The sequence below is a fragment of the Leifsonia sp. 2TAF2 genome, from assembly GCF_052115085.1.
Lineage (GTDB): Bacteria > Actinomycetota > Actinomycetes > Actinomycetales > Microbacteriaceae > Leifsonia.
Window position 1 is genome coordinate 1,376,640 of the sequence record NZ_JBFRFY010000001.1, and the last position, 18,116, is coordinate 1,394,755.

General features: G+C 68.7%; 18 protein-coding genes. 12 read left to right on the forward strand and 6 right to left on the reverse strand.

The genetic code is table 11. From position 1 onward, the window contains the following. Positions 1-28: 28 nt before the first annotated feature. From AB4Z18_RS06620 to AB4Z18_RS06630, 3 genes are read left to right on the forward strand one after another with little or no spacing between them, the layout of a single operon-like run. Entirely contained in the window at positions 29-1,423 is a 1,395-nt protein-coding gene (locus AB4Z18_RS06620; RefSeq protein ID WP_441781898.1) for a nucleotide-binding protein, read from the forward strand. A 39-nt stretch (positions 1,424-1,462) separates the two neighbouring features. Further along, the gene (gene def, locus AB4Z18_RS06625; RefSeq protein ID WP_441781899.1) at positions 1,463-1,954 is read left to right on the forward strand and encodes a peptide deformylase; all 492 of its coding nucleotides are present in this window, start codon (positions 1,463-1,465) and stop codon (positions 1,952-1,954) included. Between the two features lie 35 nt (positions 1,955-1,989). After that, the gene (locus tag AB4Z18_RS06630; RefSeq protein WP_441781900.1) at positions 1,990-2,835 is read left to right on the forward strand and encodes an NAD-dependent epimerase/dehydratase family protein; all 846 of its coding nucleotides are present in this window, start codon (positions 1,990-1,992) and stop codon (positions 2,833-2,835) included. Position 2,836: 1 nt separating this feature from the next. Here the strand turns inward: AB4Z18_RS06630 and AB4Z18_RS06635 are convergent, their stop codons facing one another. From AB4Z18_RS06635 to AB4Z18_RS06645, 3 genes are read right to left on the reverse strand one after another with little or no spacing between them, the layout of a single operon-like run. Continuing rightward, positions 2,837-3,091: a type II toxin-antitoxin system RelE family toxin gene (locus AB4Z18_RS06635; RefSeq protein ID WP_441781901.1), complete on the reverse strand. Its 255-nt coding sequence runs from the start codon at positions 3,089-3,091 to the stop codon at positions 2,837-2,839. Beyond that, positions 3,088-3,336, reverse strand: a complete 249-nt coding sequence (locus AB4Z18_RS06640) for a type II toxin-antitoxin system Phd/YefM family antitoxin (protein ID WP_441781902.1) — start codon at positions 3,334-3,336, stop codon at positions 3,088-3,090. The genes AB4Z18_RS06635 and AB4Z18_RS06640 overlap by 4 nt, the downstream gene beginning before the upstream one ends. A gap of 51 nt (positions 3,337-3,387) precedes the next feature. Then, a complete protein-coding gene (locus tag AB4Z18_RS06645; protein ID WP_441781903.1) occupies positions 3,388-5,217 on the reverse strand; it encodes an AMP-dependent synthetase/ligase in 1,830 nt (609 codons plus the stop codon). A gap of 145 nt (positions 5,218-5,362) precedes the next feature. Here AB4Z18_RS06645 and AB4Z18_RS06650 point away from each other — a divergent pair, with 145 nt between their 5' ends. The 3 genes from AB4Z18_RS06650 to AB4Z18_RS06660 all read left to right on the forward strand — a co-directional run bounded on the left by AB4Z18_RS06650 (position 5,363) and on the right by AB4Z18_RS06660 (position 8,487). After that, positions 5,363-6,313 (forward strand): ROK family glucokinase, encoded by a 951-nt coding sequence (locus tag AB4Z18_RS06650; protein ID WP_441781904.1) that lies wholly within the window; start codon positions 5,363-5,365, stop codon positions 6,311-6,313. A 28-nt stretch (positions 6,314-6,341) separates the two neighbouring features. Further along, positions 6,342-7,031: a lysophospholipid acyltransferase family protein gene (locus tag AB4Z18_RS06655; RefSeq protein ID WP_441781905.1), complete on the forward strand. Its 690-nt coding sequence runs from the start codon at positions 6,342-6,344 to the stop codon at positions 7,029-7,031. Between the two features lie 127 nt (positions 7,032-7,158). After that, positions 7,159-8,487: a class II 3-deoxy-7-phosphoheptulonate synthase gene (locus AB4Z18_RS06660; protein ID WP_441782986.1), complete on the forward strand. Its 1,329-nt coding sequence runs from the start codon at positions 7,159-7,161 to the stop codon at positions 8,485-8,487. A gap of 66 nt (positions 8,488-8,553) precedes the next feature. On the opposite strand, the gene pknB is transcribed toward AB4Z18_RS06660, so the two are convergent. Together pknB and AB4Z18_RS06670 are read right to left on the reverse strand one after the other, a co-directional pair. Next, positions 8,554-10,455, reverse strand: a complete 1,902-nt coding sequence (pknB, locus tag AB4Z18_RS06665; protein WP_441781906.1) for a Stk1 family PASTA domain-containing Ser/Thr kinase — start codon at positions 10,453-10,455, stop codon at positions 8,554-8,556. Positions 10,456-10,541: 86 nt separating this feature from the next. Further along, complete coding sequence (locus AB4Z18_RS06670) at positions 10,542-11,672, reverse strand: LysM peptidoglycan-binding domain-containing protein (RefSeq protein ID WP_441781907.1); 1,131 nt, start codon at positions 11,670-11,672, stop codon at positions 10,542-10,544. Between the two features lie 150 nt (positions 11,673-11,822). Between AB4Z18_RS06670 and AB4Z18_RS06675 the strand changes: the two genes are divergently transcribed. Continuing rightward, on the forward strand, positions 11,823-12,164 hold the full coding sequence (locus AB4Z18_RS06675; protein WP_441781908.1) for an Rv2175c family DNA-binding protein: 342 nt from the start codon (positions 11,823-11,825) through the stop codon (positions 12,162-12,164). Between the two features lie 130 nt (positions 12,165-12,294). Here the strand turns inward: AB4Z18_RS06675 and AB4Z18_RS06680 are convergent, their stop codons facing one another. Continuing rightward, positions 12,295-13,422, reverse strand: coding sequence for a polyprenyl synthetase family protein (locus AB4Z18_RS06680; RefSeq protein WP_441781909.1), 1,128 nt, complete (start codon positions 13,420-13,422; stop codon positions 12,295-12,297). Positions 13,423-13,501: 79 nt separating this feature from the next. Here AB4Z18_RS06680 and AB4Z18_RS06685 point away from each other — a divergent pair, with 79 nt between their 5' ends. From AB4Z18_RS06685 to AB4Z18_RS06705, 5 genes are all read left to right on the forward strand, one after another. Beyond that, on the forward strand, positions 13,502-13,882 hold the full coding sequence (locus AB4Z18_RS06685; RefSeq protein WP_441781910.1) for a DUF3040 domain-containing protein: 381 nt from the start codon (positions 13,502-13,504) through the stop codon (positions 13,880-13,882). 258 nt (positions 13,883-14,140) lie between these two features. Next, complete coding sequence (gene mraZ, locus AB4Z18_RS06690; RefSeq protein ID WP_441781911.1) at positions 14,141-14,572, forward strand: division/cell wall cluster transcriptional repressor MraZ; 432 nt, start codon at positions 14,141-14,143, stop codon at positions 14,570-14,572. Positions 14,573-14,686: 114 nt separating this feature from the next. Continuing rightward, on the forward strand, positions 14,687-15,676 hold the full coding sequence (rsmH, locus tag AB4Z18_RS06695) for a 16S rRNA (cytosine(1402)-N(4))-methyltransferase RsmH (protein ID WP_441781912.1): 990 nt from the start codon (positions 14,687-14,689) through the stop codon (positions 15,674-15,676). Next, a complete protein-coding gene (locus AB4Z18_RS06700) occupies positions 15,673-16,347 on the forward strand; it encodes a hypothetical protein (RefSeq protein WP_441781913.1) in 675 nt (224 codons plus the stop codon). The genes rsmH and AB4Z18_RS06700 overlap by 4 nt, the downstream gene beginning before the upstream one ends. Positions 16,348-16,401: 54 nt before the next feature. Then, positions 16,402-18,108 carry a peptidoglycan D,D-transpeptidase FtsI family protein gene (locus AB4Z18_RS06705; protein ID WP_441781914.1) on the forward strand — a complete coding sequence of 569 codons (1,707 nt, stop codon included), beginning with the start codon at positions 16,402-16,404 and terminating at the stop codon, positions 18,106-18,108. The last annotated feature ends 8 nt before the right edge of the window (positions 18,109-18,116 follow it).

Genomic DNA, 18,116 nt, shown 5'->3' on the forward strand with positions numbered 1-18,116 from the left:
TCCCGCGGACGAAGGAGAACGAGTACACGTGGCAGACAGGCCCGACGCCGACACGCCGGAGGCGCGCGAACCGCGCGACCTCGTGCCGGCCGACGACGAGCTGACGCCCGCGCGCTCGTTCGAGACGACACCGTCGTTGGATGAGGCGTCGACGCTGGATGTCGAATCCGCGCTGGATGTGCAGTCCACGCTGGATGTGCAGTCCACGCTGAGCATCGCCGTCGACCTGCCGCCCGCACCTCCGCCCGAGATCCCGGAGGACGAGGCGGCTGTGGCCATCGACGACGTGCCGGTCGACCCCGGTTTCGTCGCGTCACCCGCCGAGCCGACCACCATGTCGGTCGCGATCGTCGCCTCCCGCCTTGCCCAGAAGCCGGATGCCGCGGCCGAGACGCCCACAGACGACGTGCCGCCGCTCCCGGCCGCCGAGGCGTTCGCCGGCTCGCGTCGCGACCGCCTGCGCGGTGAGCAGTCCGCGCAGCCGGAACCCGCCGCGATGCTGACAGCGGACCGTCTGCTCGAGGTCAACCGCAAGACGCGTCCGGGCCCGGAGGGTCCGTGGCAGCGCTTCGTCTACAACGTGACCTTCCGCACCGTGAACCTGGGCGACTCCGCCAAGGTACGGGCGCGCAAGGAGCTCGATCACCGCATCCAGAAGCATCTGGAGGGCGGTGCGCGGTTCGTGCCCGTGCTGACCCGCAAGGGAGGCGTCGGCAAGACCACGGTCACCACGCTGCTCGGGATGGCGCTGGCGTCGGCCCGAGAGGACCGCATCATCGCGATCGACGCGAACCCCGACCGCGGCACGCTGTCCGAGCGGGTGCCACGGCAGACCCGGTCGACGGTTCGGGATGTGGTGCACAAGGCCGCGAGCATCGGCGGCTTCACCGACTTCTCGACGTTGGTGTCACGCGATGAGACGCGCCTCGACATCCTCGCGTCGGACACCGATCCCATGTTGTCCGAGGCGTTCGATGAGAACGATTACAACGTCGTCGCCGACCTGTCGGCCCGGTACTACTCAATTGTGCTGACCGACTGCGGCACCGGCATCGTGCACTCGGTGATGCGTGCGACGCTCCAGCGGGCCGACTCGCTGGTGATCGTCTCCGGCGGCAGCGTGGATGAAGCGCGCCTCGCCTCCGAGACCCTGACCTGGCTGGAGGCCAACGGCTACGGCGAACTCGTCCGCAACGCCGTCGTCGCCCTCAACACGGCGACGCACGCCACCAATCTGGTGAAGCTGGACGAGATCGAGGCGCACTTCCGGTCGCGGGTGCGTGAGATCGTCCGGGTGCCGTACGACCCGCAGCTCGCCGCCGGTTCGGTCGTGTCGTGGAAGGACCTCAAGCCGCTCACCCGCCTCTCGGCGCGCACGCTGGCCGCCCTCGTGGTCGAGGGCCTTCCGGCCGAGCGCGACTGAGCCCGCCCGACCGCCCGTCTGTTCTCTCGAGGAGTACCCGTGACCGAACGTCAGATCCGCCTGTTCGGCGACCCCGTGCTGAAGACCCCGTCCGATCCGATCGGCACGATCGACGACGGTGTGCGGGGCCTCGTCGAAGACCTGGTGGACAGCGTCCTGCCGCCCGGCCGCGCGGGCGTTGCCGCCCCGCAGATCGGCGTCAACGAGCGGGCGTTCAGCTACAACGTCGACGGACAGGTCGGATACGTCATCAACCCGGTGCTCGTGGAGGTGTCCGGCGAGCCGGAACTCATGGACGAGGGCTGCCTGTCCGTCCCGGGCCTCTGGTTCAAGACGCTGCGGTATCCCTTCGCGCGTGTCACGGGCACCGACCTCGAGGGCAACGAGATCGAGGTGTCCGGGACCGGTGTCCTGGCCCAGGCGCTTCAGCACGAGACGGACCACCTCGACGGAAAGCTGTACCTGGACCGCCTCGACAAGGAGTCGCGCCGCGAGGCGATGAAGCAGGTCCGCGAGTCCGACTGGTTCTGACGCCCGGCCTCCCGGCCACCTCGTAGACTGACCGCATGCGTATTGCGGTCACCGGAGGATCAGGCAAGCTCGGACGCACGGTCGTGCGCGAGCTGCGGAAGTCGGGGGACGACGTCGTCGTCCTGGATGCGGCGGGGGAGCGCGGTTCCGGTTTCGTCCGCGTCGACCTGACCGACTACGGCCAGACGGTGGATGCGATCTTCGGCGTCAACGACAAGCACGACGGCCTCGACGCGATCGTGCACCTGGCGGCGATTCCCGCCCCGGGCATGGCGAGCGATGTGGCGACGTTCCACAACAACATCCGCGTGACGTACAACGTGTTCCAGGCGGCCCGCCGCGCGGGGATTCGCAACGTCGTCTACGCGTCGAGCGAGACCGTGCTGGGGTTGCCGTTCGATGTGCCGCCGCCGTACATCCCGGTCGACGAGGACTACCCGGCGCGTCCGGAGAGCACCTACTCGCTGGTGAAGCACCTCGAGGAGCAGATGGCCATCGAGCTGGTGCGCTGGGATCCGGCTCTGAAGATCGTGGCGCTGCGCTTCTCCAACGTGATGGACCCGGAGGATTACGCCGCGTTCCCCGCCTTCGACGACGACCCGTTCGCGCGCAAGTGGAACCTGTGGGGCTACATCGACGCGCGCGACGGCGCGCAGGCCATCCGCCGGGCGCTGGAGTGGGACACCACCGGTTTCGACCGGTTCATCATCGCCGCAGCCGACACCGTGATGAGCCGGCCGAACGACCAACTGGTCGCAGAGGTGTTCCCGGGCGTGCCGCTGAAGCGGGAGCTGGGCGTCAACGACACCCTCCTCTCGATCGACAAGGCCCGCCGCATCCTCGGCTACGCCCCAGAGCACTCCTGGCGCGACGAGGTGTAGCTCACCGATAGACCTCGCGGCGATGCCCGAGGTCGACGACGACCACCAGCAGGACGTCGTCCTCGACGGTGTACAGGATGCGGTAGTCGCCGACGCGCACCCGGAAGCCAGGCCGCCCGCGCATCGCCGTCGCCCCCGGTGGCCTCGGGTCCTGCGCCAGCAGTGCGATCGCACCCTGCAGCCGAGGGAGCTGTTGCCGATCCACTTTCCGGAGCGCGCGAACAGCGGCCGGCCGCAGCTCGATCCGGTAGCTCATGCGAGACCGAGGTCGGCTTTCACCTGATCCCAGGGGATGTTCTGCCCTTCTTCGGCCATGGCTGTGTCATAGGCGGCGGCGTCCTCGATCTCCTCGAGCGCCTCCATGAGCCGGTCATACTCCTGCGGGCTGACGATGACGGCCGCGCGCTCGCCTCGACGTTCGATGGCCACGGGTGCGTGCGACGCACGCTCGATCACTTCGGCGAGGTGGTTGCGCGCTTCAGCGGCACTGACGATGTCCATGAGACCAATTGTACATCGGAACAATGCAAATGTACATGAGGGCAATCTCCGTCAGTGGGCCAGCGAGAAACCCTCGGTGCGCGGGTTGTCGCTGTAGATGCCGTCGATCACGTCGGCGAAGTCCTCGAGGATGACGTTCCGCTTGATGCTCAGCTTCGGCGTCAGGTGGCCGCTCGCCTCACTCAGCTCCGTCGCGAGCACGACGAACTTCCGCACGCTCTCGGCCCGGGACACACCGGCGTTCGCGTGGTCGATCGCGCGCTGGATCTCGGCGTGGACGGCCGGGTTCACGGACGCCTCGGCGAGCGTCATGTCCTTGTCCTCGCCGTTGTTCGCGAGCCAGGTGGGCAGCATCTCGGTGTCGAGCGTCACGAGGGCGGAGATGAACGGCTTCTGGTCGCCGACGACGATCACCTGGCTGACCAGCGGGTTCGCGCGGATGGGGTCCTCGAGGGCCGCGGGGGAGACGTTCTTGCCGCCGGCCGTGACGATGATCTCCTTCTTGCGGCCGGTGATGGTGAGGAACCCGTCCGCATCGAACGATCCGAGGTCGCCGGTGCGGAACCAGCCATCCTCGAACGCGGCGGCCGTGGCCTCCGGGTTCTTCCAGTACTCCTTGAAGACGTTGATGCCGCGCACCTGGATCTCGCCGTCGTCCGCGAGACGCAGGTCGACGCCGGGCAGTGCCGGCCCCACGGTGCCGATCTTGAACTTGTCCGCGCGGTTCACCGTCGCGGGAGCCGTGGTCTCGGTGAGGCCGTAGCCCTCGAGGATCTTGATGCCGAGGCTGTGGTAGAAGTGGCCCAGGTGCGACCCGAGTGGGGCGGAGCCCGAGACGGCGAACTTCACGCGGCCGCCCATGGCGGCGCGCAGCTTCGAGTACACCAGCCGGTCGTAGAGCGCGAACTTCAGCTTCAGGCCGAACGGAACGGAGCCCGCTTCGACCGCTTTGGAATGCTCGACGGCGACCTCGGCTGCGGCGCGGAAGATCTTGCCCCGGCCGCCGGCCTCCGCCTTCTGCTCAGCCGAGTTGTAGACCTTCTCGAACACGCGCGGCACGGCGAGGAGGAACGTCGGCTTGAAGCTCGCCAGCGCCGGAAGCAACTGCTTGGTGTCGGCCTGGTGACCTACCCGCACGCCGCCGGTGATGCAGAGCACGGCGATGAAGCGCGCGAAGATGTGCGCGGTGGTGATGAACAGCAGAGTGGATGCGCCCCCCGGCTGCTGCACGACCTCCTTCAGCGCCTCGGCCGACTGGCGAGACAGCTCGACGAAGTTGGAGTGGGTGAGCACGCATCCCTTCGGCCGCCCGGTCGAGCCGGAGGTGTAGATGAGGGTGCCGATGTCTTCGCCGCGGGCGAGGTTGCGCCGGCGCTCGATCTCGCCGTCGGGCACATCCACACCGCCGGCCACCAGCTTGTCGAGGTCGCCCAGGTGCAGCTGCCACACGTTGCGGACGAGCGGAAGCTCCGGGTGCACCTCGTCGAAGCGCGCATGCATCTCCGCCGTCTCCAGGATCACCGACATGGCGCCGGAGTCGGACATGTTCCACTGGATCTGCGTGGGGGAGGAGGTCTCGTAGACCGGCACGAGGACGGCACCGGCGAACCAGACGGCGAAGTCGATCAGCGTCCACTCGTAGCGGGTCTTCGACATGAGGCCGATCTTGTCGCCCGGCTCGATCCCCGCGGCCACGAGGCCCTTCGCCAGCGCGATCACCTGGCGGTGGAACTCGGCTGCGGTGACGTCCTTCCAGCCGGCGCCGTCGGGCAGACTGAACAGCGGCTGATCGGGCGTCAGGGCCACGCGCTGCACCAGCAGGTCGGTGGCGTTCGCCTCCGGGTCGAGCGGGACGATCACGGGTGTTTCGATCTGTTTCACGGTAGCTCCCTCGATACCGGCGGGCGGGCGTACTGCCGAATGGCCTCGGCCGATTCGGTTGATTACACTCTAGATGGTCCTCCCGCGGGTCTCCTGACCGGCTCTGGCGGCCGCTCCCTCACGTCCTCTCTCCGAAAGGCCACACGTGCACGCCATCGGCATCGACATCGGAGGGACGAAGATCGCCGGAGCCGTCGTCGACGAGCTCGGCACGATCGTCCGCGAGGACAGGGTGCCGACCGACGCGACCCGGCCGGCGGAGATCGAGAACGCCGTCGTCGCGATGGTCGAGCGGCTGTCGGACGGCCCGGAGGAGATCGCGGGCGCCGGCGTCGCCGCCGCCGGCTTCATCGACGCGGCTCAGTCCACCGTCTACTACGCGCCGAACATCAACTGGCGCCACGAGCCCTTCCGGGAGAAGCTCGAGGCGCGCCTCGACATCCCGGTGATCATCGAGAACGACGCGAACGCCGCCGGCTGGGCGGAGTTCCGGTACGGGGCAGGTCGCCTGGTCTCGGACATGGTGATCCTCACCATCGGGACCGGTGTCGGCGGGGCCATCGTCAGCAACGACCGGCTGTTCCGCGGCGGCTTCGGTGCGGGCGCCGAGATCGGCCACATGCGCGTCGTCCCCGGCGGTCTGCCCTGCGGCTGCGGCGCTCACGGCTGCATCGAGCAGTACGGATCGGGACGCGCTCTGCAGCGCATGGCGAACGAGTTCGCGGATGCGGGAGGTATCGGGCAGGGTCTTGCGGATGTCCGCTCCCGCACCGGCACGCTCACGGGCACCGACATCAGCGCGCTGATCACCGCGGGGGACCCGGGTGCGCTCGCGGCCCTGCGGCAGCTGGGCGACTGGCTCGGCCAGGCCTGCGCGAGCCTGGGCGCCATCCTCGACCCGCAGCTCTTCGTCTTCGGCGGCGGCGTCGCCCAGGCCGGCGAACTGCTGCTGGAGCCGATCCGCCTCGCCTACGTCGAGAACCTGCCGGCACGCGGCTTCCACCCGGAGCCCGAGTTCACGATCGCCGAGCTGGTGAACGACGCCGGCGTGGTGGGTGCCGCCGACCTGGCGCGCCTGCACGCATCCTCGCTCTAGGCGGCCTGCGGGGTTAGGCTTCGGTTCGATGTTCTACTGGCTGATGAAGTACGTGGTGGTGGGGCCGATCCTGCGCGGGATCTTCCGGCCGTGGGTCGTGGGCCTCGAGAACATCCCGTCCGACGGCGCCGTCATCCTGGCGAGCAACCACCTGTCGTTCATCGACTCCGTCTTCCTCCCGCTGGAGGTCGACCGGCACGTCTCCTTCCTCGCCAAGAGCGACTACTTCACCCGCAGGGGACTGAAGGGATGGGCGACCAAGGCCTTCATGAACGCGACCGGCCAGCTGCCGATCGACCGCTCGGGCGGCAAAGCGTCGGAGGCGTCGCTCAACACCGGGCTCGCCGTCCTCGCGCGCGGCGAGATCCTCGGCATCTACCCGGAGGGCACGCGCAGCCCCGACGGCAAGCTGTACCGCGGCCGCACCGGCGTCGCCCGCATGATCCTGGAGGCGGGCGTGCCCGTCGTCCCGGTCGCCATGGTCGACACCGCGAAGATCATGCCGATCGGCAGGCGCCTTCCGAAAGTCGGGCGCATCGGGATCATCGTCGGCGAGCCGCTCGACTTCTCCCGGTTCGACGGCATGGAGGGTGACCGCTTCATCCTGCGCTCGGTCACCGACGAGATCATGTACGAGCTGCAGCGCCTCGGTGCGCAGGAGTACATGGATGTCTACGCGACCACGGTCAAGGAGAAGCGGGCGACGCTGTCACGGTAGGACCCGCGGCGACCAACGTGCCGCCCGGCGCGATAGGCTCGGTTATCCACCTATCCACCGATCTATCTGAGTGAGCGGAAGACCAGTGCTACAGACCACAGAGCCCGTCGTGCGACCTGACGAGTCCGTGATCGAGGGCCTGGAGTATTGGCGCACGCTGCCGATTAAGCAGCAGCCGGCCTGGCCGGATCCCGAGGCCGCGGCTGCCGCGTCCGCGGAGATCGCCACGCTGCCGCCGCTCGTCTTCGCCGGTGAGGTGGACCAGCTGCGCACGCGCCTGGCGCGGGCTGCCGAGGGCAAGGCGTTCCTGCTGCAGGGCGGCGACTGCGCCGAGACGTTCGCCGGCGCCACCGCCGACGCCATCCGCAACCGCGTCAAGACGGTACTGCAGATGGCGGTCGTGCTGACGTACGGCGCCTCCGTCCCGGTGATTAAGATGGGCCGCATGGCGGGGCAGTTCGCCAAGCCGCGCTCCAGCGACAGCGAGACCCGCAACGGCGTCACGTTACCCGCGTACCGCGGCGACATCGTCAACGGCTACGACTTCACGCCCGAATCCCGTCAGGCGGATCCGCGACGGCTGGTGCAGGGGTACCACACCGCCGCATCCACCTTGAACTTGATCCGCGCGTTCACCCAGGGTGGCTTCGCCGACCTGCGCCAGGTGCACAGCTGGAACCGTGGTTTCGCCGCGAACCCGGCCAACCAGCGCTACGAGGGCTTGGCGAAGGAGATCGACCGCGCCATCAAGTTCATGGAGGCGGCGGGTGCCGACTTCGACGAGCTGACCCGGGTGGAGTTCTACTCCAGCCACGAGGCGCTGCTCATGGACTACGAGCGGCCGATGACCCGCATCGACTCCCGCACGGGCACGCCGTACAACACGTCGGCGCACTTCGTCTGGATCGGCGAGCGGACCCGCGACATCGATGGCGCGCACGTCGACTTCCTGTCGCGCGTGCGCAACCCCATCGGCGTCAAGCTCGGCCCGACGACCTCCCGCGACGACATGCTGCGCCTGATCGACAAGCTGGACCCGGAGCGCGAGCCCGGCCGTCTGACCTTCATCACGCGTATGGGCGCCGGCACGGTGCGGGATGCGCTTCCGCCCCTCCTCGAGGCGATCAAGCGGACCGACGCGAAGCCGCTCTGGGTCACCGACCCGATGCACGGCAACGGACTGACCACGCCGAACGGCTACAAGACGCGCCGCTTCGACGACGTCGTGGATGAGGTCAAGGGCTTCTTCGAGGCGCACCGCGCCGCGGGGACCAACCCGGGCGGCATCCACGTCGAGCTGACGGGCGACGACGTCACCGAGTGCCTGGGCGGTTCCGAGCACATCGATGAGGAGACCCTGGCGACGCGGTACGAGTCGCTGTGCGACCCGCGGCTGAACCACATGCAGTCGCTCGAGCTGGCGTTCCTGGTGGCTGAGGAGCTGTCCCACGCCTGACGCGCGTTCACACTAACGGAGGAGTCCGGCGCCCCACGGGGTCGCCGGACTTCTTCGTTTCGCCGCTTAGAACCCGGCGAAGTTGATCGTGATCGTCGAGCCCTTGGGCTGCTGCGTCCCGGAACCGGGGGAGATCTTCGAGACGACGAAGGCGGACGGCGCGACGTCGGCGATGGCGCTGTACTTCAGCTTGAAACCGGCGTCGGTGAGCGCCTTCTTCGCGTCGGTCCAGTTCTTGCCGACCACCTCCGGCACCGTGACCGGCTCCGGGCCCTTCGAGGTCTCGAGAAGCAGGGTGTCGCCCGGGCGCACCGGATCGTGCTGCGGCTGGGCCGAGATCACGTCCCCGTCGGCCACGGTGTCGCTGTAGCTCTCCGGACCGGCCGAGGTCAGCAGCCCCACCTTGGTGAGGATGGCGGAGGCGTCGGCAACCGACTTGCCTGCCACATCCGGGATGGCGCCGGCCGACACGACGAGGTTGACCGCCGCCGCCTCGAAGTAGTCGCCGCCCCCGGAGATGTCCGCGCCGTTGTCGGCACGGGTCGCCGAGATCACCGTGTTCGCCGGCACCTTGGCGTCGAACTGCTGTGCGACGTCGCCGACCTTGGCGCCGACGCCCGTGATCGACGCTTTCGCAGCATCGACGGTCTGGCCGGCGAGAGCCGGGATGGTGACCGGTTTCGGCCCCTGCGACACTCGGAGCGTCACGGCACTTCCGCGCCCGGCGGGGACTCCGGCCGCAGGGTCGGTGCTCGACACCATCCCCTTCGCCACGGTCGTGCTGTACTCCGGTGCCTGCTTCGTCGTGAAGCCCAGCTTGTGCAGCTTCACGGCCGCCGCATCCGGCGCCGTGTTCACCACGTTCGGGACGGCCACGAGCGAGCCGGGACCGGCCCCGAAGTACCAGCCGGTGCCCCCGGCGACGCCTGCGAGCACGAGGACGAGCGCGAGCAGCCACCATCCTTTCGTCCGCCGCTTCGCGGCAGCCTTCGTCAGCGTCGCGGTGGCGGCAGGCGTCGCAGACGCGACCTGCTGCCGGATGGCCGGATTGATGATCTGGGTGTCGCCGGCGTCGAGGTCGAGCGCCGGCGGGAGGACCATGGTGGGCTGCAGCACGGCCTCGCCGCGCAGCACCTTCTCGGCCTCGAGGAGCCGGTCGAGCATCTCCCGTGCGTCACGCGGACGTCGATCCGGGTCCTTCTCGGTCGCCCAGAGCACGAGCTCGTCGAGTTCCGCGGGGACCGCCGGGTTCTTGCCGCTCGGGGCGGGCACCGAATCGTTGGCGTGCTGGTAGGCGATCTGCATTGGCTGCTCGCCCTGGAACGGCTGCTGGCCGGTCAGCATCTCGTACATCATGATGCCGAGCGCGTAGATGTCGCTGCGGGCGTCGGCGACGCCGCGGGTCACGAGCTCGGGGGAGAGATAGGCGATCGTCCCGAGCAGTGCCTGGCCGGTCGCGGTGTTCGCGCTGGCTGCGCGGGCGAGTCCGAAGTCGCCGATCTTGATGCGCCCGTCATCGGCGAGCAGCACGTTCTCGGGTTTCAGGTCGCGGTGGACGATGCCCGCCTTGTGCGCGGCGGCGAGGCCCGAGAGCACCGCCTCCATGATGTCGATGGTCTGCTCGGGCGTGAGCTTGCCGTAGTCCTTCAGCAGGTCGCGCAGCGTGATCCCGGGGAGGTACTCCATCACCAGGTACGCCATGTCGGAGTCCTGGCCCTGGTCGAAGACGTTGACGACATTGGGATGCGCCAGGCGCGCTGCCGAGCGCGCCTCCTGCACGAAGCGGCTCTTGAAGGTGGAGTCGTCGGCCAGGTGGCCGTGCATGATCTTGATGGCGACGCGGCGCTCCAGGCGCAGGTCGGTGGCCAGGTAGACGGTGGCCATGCCGCCACGGGCGATCCGCGAGCGCACCTGATACCGGCCGTCGATGAGACGGCCGATCATCGGGTCGGTCTGGCTCGTGGTCACGAATCGAGTCTAGGGAACGACCCAGCCGAGAACCCTGCAAAACACCGGTGGACGCGGTGGCTGTGATCGGGCTGTGACATTCGGGCTCAGCCGAGCTGGGCGAGCCACGTGCGCGCCGACGTCTCCCACTTGCCGTAGGCGTCGGGGTAGGCGGAGATCTGCACGGACTGGGCGGCCTGCGTGACGCTCATCGCCGTCCACCCGGGGATGTCCAGCAGGCCACGGGTGCGGCCCTTGTTGGGGTTGGCGGCGCCGCCGTAGAACGCGAGGGTGGCACGCGTCGGGTCGAGCACCTGCTCCACGGTTCCCCATCCGGTGCTCGGACGCTGCTGGAAGAGGCCCAGGGAGTCGCGGTCACCATAGCGGACATTGCGGAGCCCGGATTCTTGAGCCGCCGCAGCCAGCGCCACCACGATGCCGTAGTCGGGGACGCCCTGCTGGCGGCCGATGCGGATGATGAGCTGGGCGTTGCCCCGCATCTCGTCGGTGAGCGCCACGACCTGGCCGGCGGAGGCTTTCGGCAAGGGCGCGGGGGCGGCGACAGGGGCGGGAGCCGGTGCGGGGGCCGGGGCGATCGGCGTGTTCAGCGACGCCGTGGTCATGCCCGGGATGCGCACCTTCTGGCCGGGGAAGATCAGGCTGGAGGTGCTCAGGCCGTTCGCGGCGAGCACGGCGCGGGTGGTGACGCCGAAACGGCCTGCGATCCCGCTGATGGTGTCGCCGCGGGCGACGGTGTACGTCGTGCCGGCGGGTGCCGGAGCGGGTGCGGGTGCTGCCGGCGCTGGTGCCGGGGCTGCTGGTGCCGGGGCTGCAGCCGCCGGACCGGCGAGGGCGAGCACCTGGCCGGGGAAGATGAGGCTCTTCCAGCTCAGGCCGTTCATGGCGAGGACGGCCGCGGTGGACAGCCCGAAACGGGCGGCGATGCCCGACACAGTGTCGCCCGACTGCACGCGGTACGAGGCGGGCGCAGCTGCCACGGTGGTCTGCGCAGCGGAGGTCTCGCTGGCGGCGCGCCCGGCGCCGATGGTGCTGACGAGGGTGGCGCGCTCCAGCGGAGTGACTTCGCCGGTGTCGCCGGCGTGGTCGGTGGCATGGTCTTCGCGCGGCGCCGCTTGGGCGGGAGTGACGAGGTTCAAGGTCACGGCGAGCGAACTCGCGACCGCTATCGGGACCGTTCCCAGAATGCCGCGCGTCCTGCCGGTGTCTGCCAGAGCCATGAGACCCCCCTCTTTGAGTGACACATCCCCGCCCACGCTGACACACAGTAATAGAGGAGTCAACAGGAGTGACGGATGTGAAAGCAGTTTACCTGATCGTAACAATTGGACCGGCTCTCGGATCCCCGCATTCCATGGCACGCTGGAGGGGTGACCGAGCACGTGCAGACCACCGAGTGGTTGACCGTACCCGACCTCGTCGAGACGTTGGGCCTGAGCGTGAGCCGGGTCCGTCGACTGATCGAGGACCGCCACCTGGGGGCGAAACGCATCGACGGCGTCCTCAAGGTCCCCGCGCTGTTCCTGAAGGACGGTGAGCCGCTGAGCGAACTCCGTGGCACCCTGATGGTCCTCGCGGACGACGGGTTCGGCGACGAGGAGGCGGTGGACTGGATGCTGACCGAGGAGGAGAGCCTCGGCACGTCGCCCATCGTGGCGCTGCGCGCCGGCCGCAAGGCGGAGGTCCGCCGGGTGGCGCAAGCCCTGGCCTGACCGCCGCGCGTCCTGTATTCAGGACTCGCGGTGCTCAGATTGTCACCTGCCCTGTTTGTCACCTGCGCTGCTGCGCGCGCCCGAGCGAACGTTACAACGAGCGTCGGACGCCCTTACTGCCGACGGCGGCTTACGCGCTCCGCCGCGTCACCGTGATCGCCAGGTCGCGCAGCTGCGCCTTGGCGGCGGCGCCCAGCGGCGCCGCGTCGAGCGCCGCGATCGCCCGGCCGACGTTCTCCGCGATCATGCGCTCCACCACATCCACCGCTCCCGATTCGCGGATGGTCAGCTGTAGTGTGCGCACCTGCTCCGCGGTCAGGTCGGGGTCGCCGAGAAGTTCGTCGAGGGTCGCACGAGCGCCCGACGGGATGGCCTGGCGCGTCAGCGCGATGAGCACCGTCCGCTTGCCCTCCCGCAGGTCGTCGCCGCTCGGCTTGCCGGTGACCTCGGCGTCCCCGAAGACGCCGAGTAGGTCGTCGCGCAGCTGGTAGGCGATGCCGAGCGGCAGTCCGAACGAGCGGAGCGCATCCAGCTGTCCGACGGTGGCTCCGGCCAGGCTCGCACCGATCAGCAGGGGCGACTCGATGGAGTACTTGGCCGACTTGTAGACGATCACGCGCTCGGCGCGGGCGAGCTGGTCGGCGTCGGGCCGGCCGGCCCAGCCGATCTCCTCGAAGATGTCGAGGTACTGGCCGGCCGTGACGTCGATCCGCATCCTGTTGAACTCGGCCCGCGCGGCCCGGCGCGCCGCGGCGCTGACCACCTGCGTCAGGCCCTCGTCGAAGAGCTCGTCGCTGAGGATGAGGAGCAGATCGCCGAGCAGGGTGGCGGCGCCCGTCCCGAAGGCGGCGCCCGATCCGCCCCAGCCCTCCTGGTCGTGCAGGCGCTCGAACCGCTTGTGCGCGGCAGGCGCTCCGCGACGGGTGTCGGAGTTGTCGATCAGGTCGTCGTGGACGAGCGCAGCGGCGTGGAAGAGCTCCAGAGCGCTCGAGACCGAGACGACGGCGTCGAGTGCCCCGCCGGCCGCGATCGCACCGAGGTCGTCGTCGCCGCTCTCCTCGCCCGCCGTTCGGACCGCCTGCCAGCCCCAGAAGCAGAACAGCGCCCGGAAGCGCTTGCCGCCGCTGAGAAATTCCCTTGAGAACGCCGCCACAGGAGAGAGCTCATCGGCGATGGAGACGAGAATGGAGGCACGCGCATCGAAGAATCCATCGATTCTTGACTGGATGAGGTCGACGAATCGGATGCTTTCAGACACACGCCTAGCCTAGCCAGACACGTGAGGTCTAGAATCAGCCTCACTGAAGCCTCGACCCGCGAGAAAGAGGGGGATTGAGATGCCGCTTTCGGAACACGAGCAGCGCCTCCTCGAAGAGATGGAACGCAGTCTGTATCAAAACGATGCAGACTTCGTCGCGAAGGTCGGAGGCAAGCGGGAGAGACCCGCCTACCGCTCGATCGTTCTCGGCATCCTCCTGGCGGTGGTGGGAGTCGGCGTACTGATCGCCGGCGTCTACTATCAGCAGCCACTCATCGGCATCCTCGGCTTCATCGTCATGTTCGCCGGTGTGCTGGTGGCCATAGCCCCGGGTAAGCGGGTCGCCGTCGAGCCGGGTGCGCCGGAGCAGAAGCGGGCGAAGGCCCGCGGCGGGCAGGCCGGCTTCATGGATCGCATGAACGATCGCTGGGACAAGCGCAACGACGGCGGCGAGAGCTAGTACTCATCGAGAGCTAGAGGCTCCACTCCGCTCCACCATCTGACCGACTCAGGGTCGATCCTCACGGATCGGCCCTTTTTCGTGTCTGCGGGCGTGCCCCATCACTCCACTTTCCTCCACCCGCAAATCCCGCGTGATTTCGCGGCGCGACGTACCCATTTCGGGGCAATTTCGCTGCAAAGCGCTGCGCTGTGGATGGAAGTGGAGTAAAGTGGAGCTACACCGCAACCTGGGCCAGGAGAGTGGGGGTGGCAGCCGATGTTCCTCGGTACGCATGCCCCCAAGCTCGACGAGAAGGGGCGCATCATCCTTCCGGCGAAGTTCCGGGACGAACTCGAATCCGGGCTCGTGCTGACTCGCGGGCAGGAGCACTGCGTCTACGTCTTCTCGAAGGCCGAGTTCGAGTCGCTCCACGAGAAGATCCGGCAGGCGCCGGTGACCAGCAAGCAGGCCCGCGACTACCTGCGCGTCTTCCTCTCGGGGGCGAGCGCAGAGCTGCCGGACAAGCAGAACCGGGTCACCATCCCGGCCTCGCTCCGGTCGTACGCGGGGCTCGATCGCGACCTGGTCGTGATCGGCGCGGGCAGCCGCGCAGAGATCTGGGACGCCCAGGCCTGGGAGACCTACCTGGCCGAACAGGAAGCAGCATTCGCGAACACGGAGGAGGAGGTGATCCCGGGACTCTTCTGACCGCGCGTCCCTGACGCCGGACTCCCAGCCATACGCCCTGACACCACTTCCCCGGTGTCAGGTCGGGATGGATGGGGATCCGGGATCAGGGCCGGCGGATCGTCCCGAACGACCATGACCGATTCCGACTCCTCCCGCATCCACACCCCGGTCCTCCTCGAGCGCTGCATCGAATTGCTCGGCCCCGCCCTGGCGAAGCCGGGCGCGGTGTTCGTCGACGCGACGCTCGGGATGGGCGGCCACTCCGCCGGCGTCCTGGAACGTTTCCCGGACGTCACGCTGATCGGGCTCGACCGCGACCCCGAGGCGCTGGCGATCGCGGGGGAGCGGCTCGAACGCTTCGGCAACCGGGTCCACCTCGTCCACACCGTCTACGACGGCATCCAGGAAGCGATCGAGAGCGTCGGGTATTCGGAGATCGACGGCGTGCTCTTCGACCTCGGCGTGTCCTCGCTGCAACTCGACCGTGTCGAGCGCGGTTTCTCGTACTCGAAGGATGCGCCGCTCGACATGCGGATGGACTCGACCAGCGAGCTGACGGCGGAGACAGTGCTCGCGGAGTACTCCGAGGCCGACCTGCGCCGCATCTTCCGCGACTACGGCGAAGAGAAACTGGCGCGCCGGTACGCCGCCCGGATCGTCGAGGCGCGCGAGCAGGAGCCGCTGGTGCGCTCCGGCCAGCTCGTCGACCTGATCACCAAGGTGACCCCCGTTGCGGTGCAGCGGCAGGGCCACCCGGCGAAGCGGGTGTTCCAGGCGCTCCGGATCGAGGTCAACCAGGAGCTCGCAGTGCTGCAGCGCGCCATCCCCGCGGCGGTGGATGCGCTCGCCCTCGGTGGCCGCATCGTCGTGGAGGCGTACCAGTCGCTCGAGGACCGCATCGTGAAGCGCGAGCTGCAGGCGCGGTCCGTATCGAGTGCGCCGGCCGGGCTGCCGGTCGAACTGCCCGAGCACCGCCCGGAGCTCAAGCTCCTGATCCGGGGTGCCGAGCTGGCCGACGACGACGAGAAGGCCGCGAACCCGAGGGCGACCCCGGTGCGCCTGCGCGCTGCGGAGCGGATCCGCCCCGCGACGACGAAAGACGACACGAGGAGGCGTTCGTGACCAGCAACTTGGCAGAAGCGATCCCGGTGACGCCGCGGCGGCGTCCTGCGGCGCTGTGGCACGGCGGCGCGCTTCCGGCGGAGGCGGCGCCGGCAGTGCCGGCGGAGTCGCCGAAGCGCACCCACCTCGAGGTCGTCTCCACCCGTTCGCAGCGGCGTGCCCGTCCCCGTGCCCTGTACGCAGGGGTGGCCGTCGCCACGCTGCTGGTCGTCGTCGTGGCCCAGTTGCTCCTGAGCATCGGGATCTCGCAGGGCGCCTACCAGCTGCAGACCCTAGAGTCGCAGCAGACCCGGCTGCAGCGGTCGTACCAGTCCGTGTCCGAAGACCTCAACCGTGTCTCGTCGCCGCAGAACCTCGCGGCGAACGCCAACGCGCTCGGGATGGTGAGCAACAGTAGCCCGGCGTACCTCCGGCTGTCCGACGGCGCGGTGCTCGGTGCGCCGCTGGCGGCGAACGGAGCCGCGGGGACGGTTACGGGCAGCCAGGGTAACCTGGTCCCGAACTCGCTGCTCGCGGGCGTCCCGCTGGTCACCCAGCCGCAGGCGCCGACGACCTCGAAGACTTCTGCCCCTCCGGCTGTGAATTCCACAACCTCGGGTGCGGCTACCGCATCCGGGACCACCCCGACCGTACCGTTGCAGGGAGCGTTGCCGACCCCGGTGACGCACTGACGACGGGACGGATGCGGCATGGTCGGCAGGAAGATGCTGAGGCGGAGGACTGCCGTGACGGTCCTCGCCGTCGCTGCGACCGTCGGCATCCTAGGGGCCAAGCTGGTCGACATCCAGGTGGTGCAGGCGGATGCCCTGCAGAAGAAGTCGGTGACCGCCAAGGAGGTCTCGACGCCGCTACTGGGCGACCGCGGTGACATCGTCGACGCCGACGGCACCGTCATGGCCACGACGATCTACACGTACACGGCGGCCGCTTCCCCGTCCGACGCCATCGCAGGTGGTCGCAGCAAGATGATCGAAGCGGCCGCGAAGATCGGCGCGATCACCGGCCAGGGCGGCGATGCGATCGTCGCGCTCATGGACGCCTCGTTGAAGAAGGACGCGAAGTCCAAATACGTGCTTATCAAGTCCGGGATGGATGTCGGCACGTTCGACAAGCTCGACAAGCTGCCGTATCCCTGGCTGACTTTCAGCAAGAAGCAGGCGCGCAGCTACCCGAACGGCGCCGTCGCCGGCAACCTGCTCGGCTTCCTCTCCGAGGGCGGCAGTGCGGGCCTGGAGGAGAGCGAGAACGGCTGCCTCGCGGGCGTCGACGGTGAAGAGACCTATCAGCGCGGCGCCGATGGTGTCGCGATCCCCGGCAGCACGGTCGTGCAGAAGCAGGCCAAGGACGGCGGGACGCTCAAGCTCACCATCGACGGCGACCTCCAGTGGTTCGCGGAGCAGACGCTGGCCCAGCAAGTGGCCGCCACCGGCTCCAAGTTCGGCTACGTCACCGTCGCCGAGGCGAAGACGGGCAAGATCAAGGCCGTCGCGCAATGGCCGGCGCTCGACCCGAACAACATCGAGGCGACGGATCCCTCCTTCTGGCGCCTTCAGCCATTCACCGACCCGCGAGAACCGGGCTCCACATTCAAGGCGCTCACAGCGGCGATGCTGATCGACCAGGGCAAGGCGTCACCCACCACGCAGGTGCTTGCGCCGTACTCCTGGAAATCGGGCAACGGTGCGGATCTGCACGACTCCGGCTACCACGATCCGCTGCGGCTCACCCTCACGGGCGTGCTAATGATGTCGTCCAACACGGGGATGTCGCAGCTCGGTCGCGCGCTGTCGGATCAGACCCGCTACGACTACCTCAAGAAGTTCGGGATCGGCAGCGACACCGGGCTGCCCTATCCCGATCAGTCCTCCGGGCAGCTGAACCCGGTGAAGGACTGGGACGACCAGACCAAGTACGCGACCATGTTCGGCCAGGGCGTCTCGGCGACCCAGCTGCAGATGGTCGGCGCGTACCAGGCGCTCGCCAACGGCGGCACCCGCATCCCGCTGTCGATGGTGGAGGGATGCGAGCACCCGGACGGCTCGCTCACCGACGTCCCGAGCGGCAAACCGACCGCGGTCGTCTCGCCCCAGGCGGCCGCCACGACGCTCGGCATGATGGAGTCGGTCGTCACCTCCGGCGACCTGAAGAAGCAGCTGCAGATCCCCGGCTACCGCATCGCCGCGAAGACCGGAACCGCCCAGCAGCCGGACGGCAAAGGCGGCTACCTGCCCTCCTACTACGTCTCGGTGATGGGCGTCGCCCCGGTCGACGATCCGCAGTACGTCGTTTCGGTCAACCTCGGGTTCCCGACTACCATTACTTCGTCGGCAGCCGCCGCTCCGCTGTTCCACACGATCATGAGTCAGGTGCTGAAGACCTACCGGGTGAAGCCTTCGACGTCCAGCCCGGCGGACTATCCGCCCTACTACTGAAAGTGAGC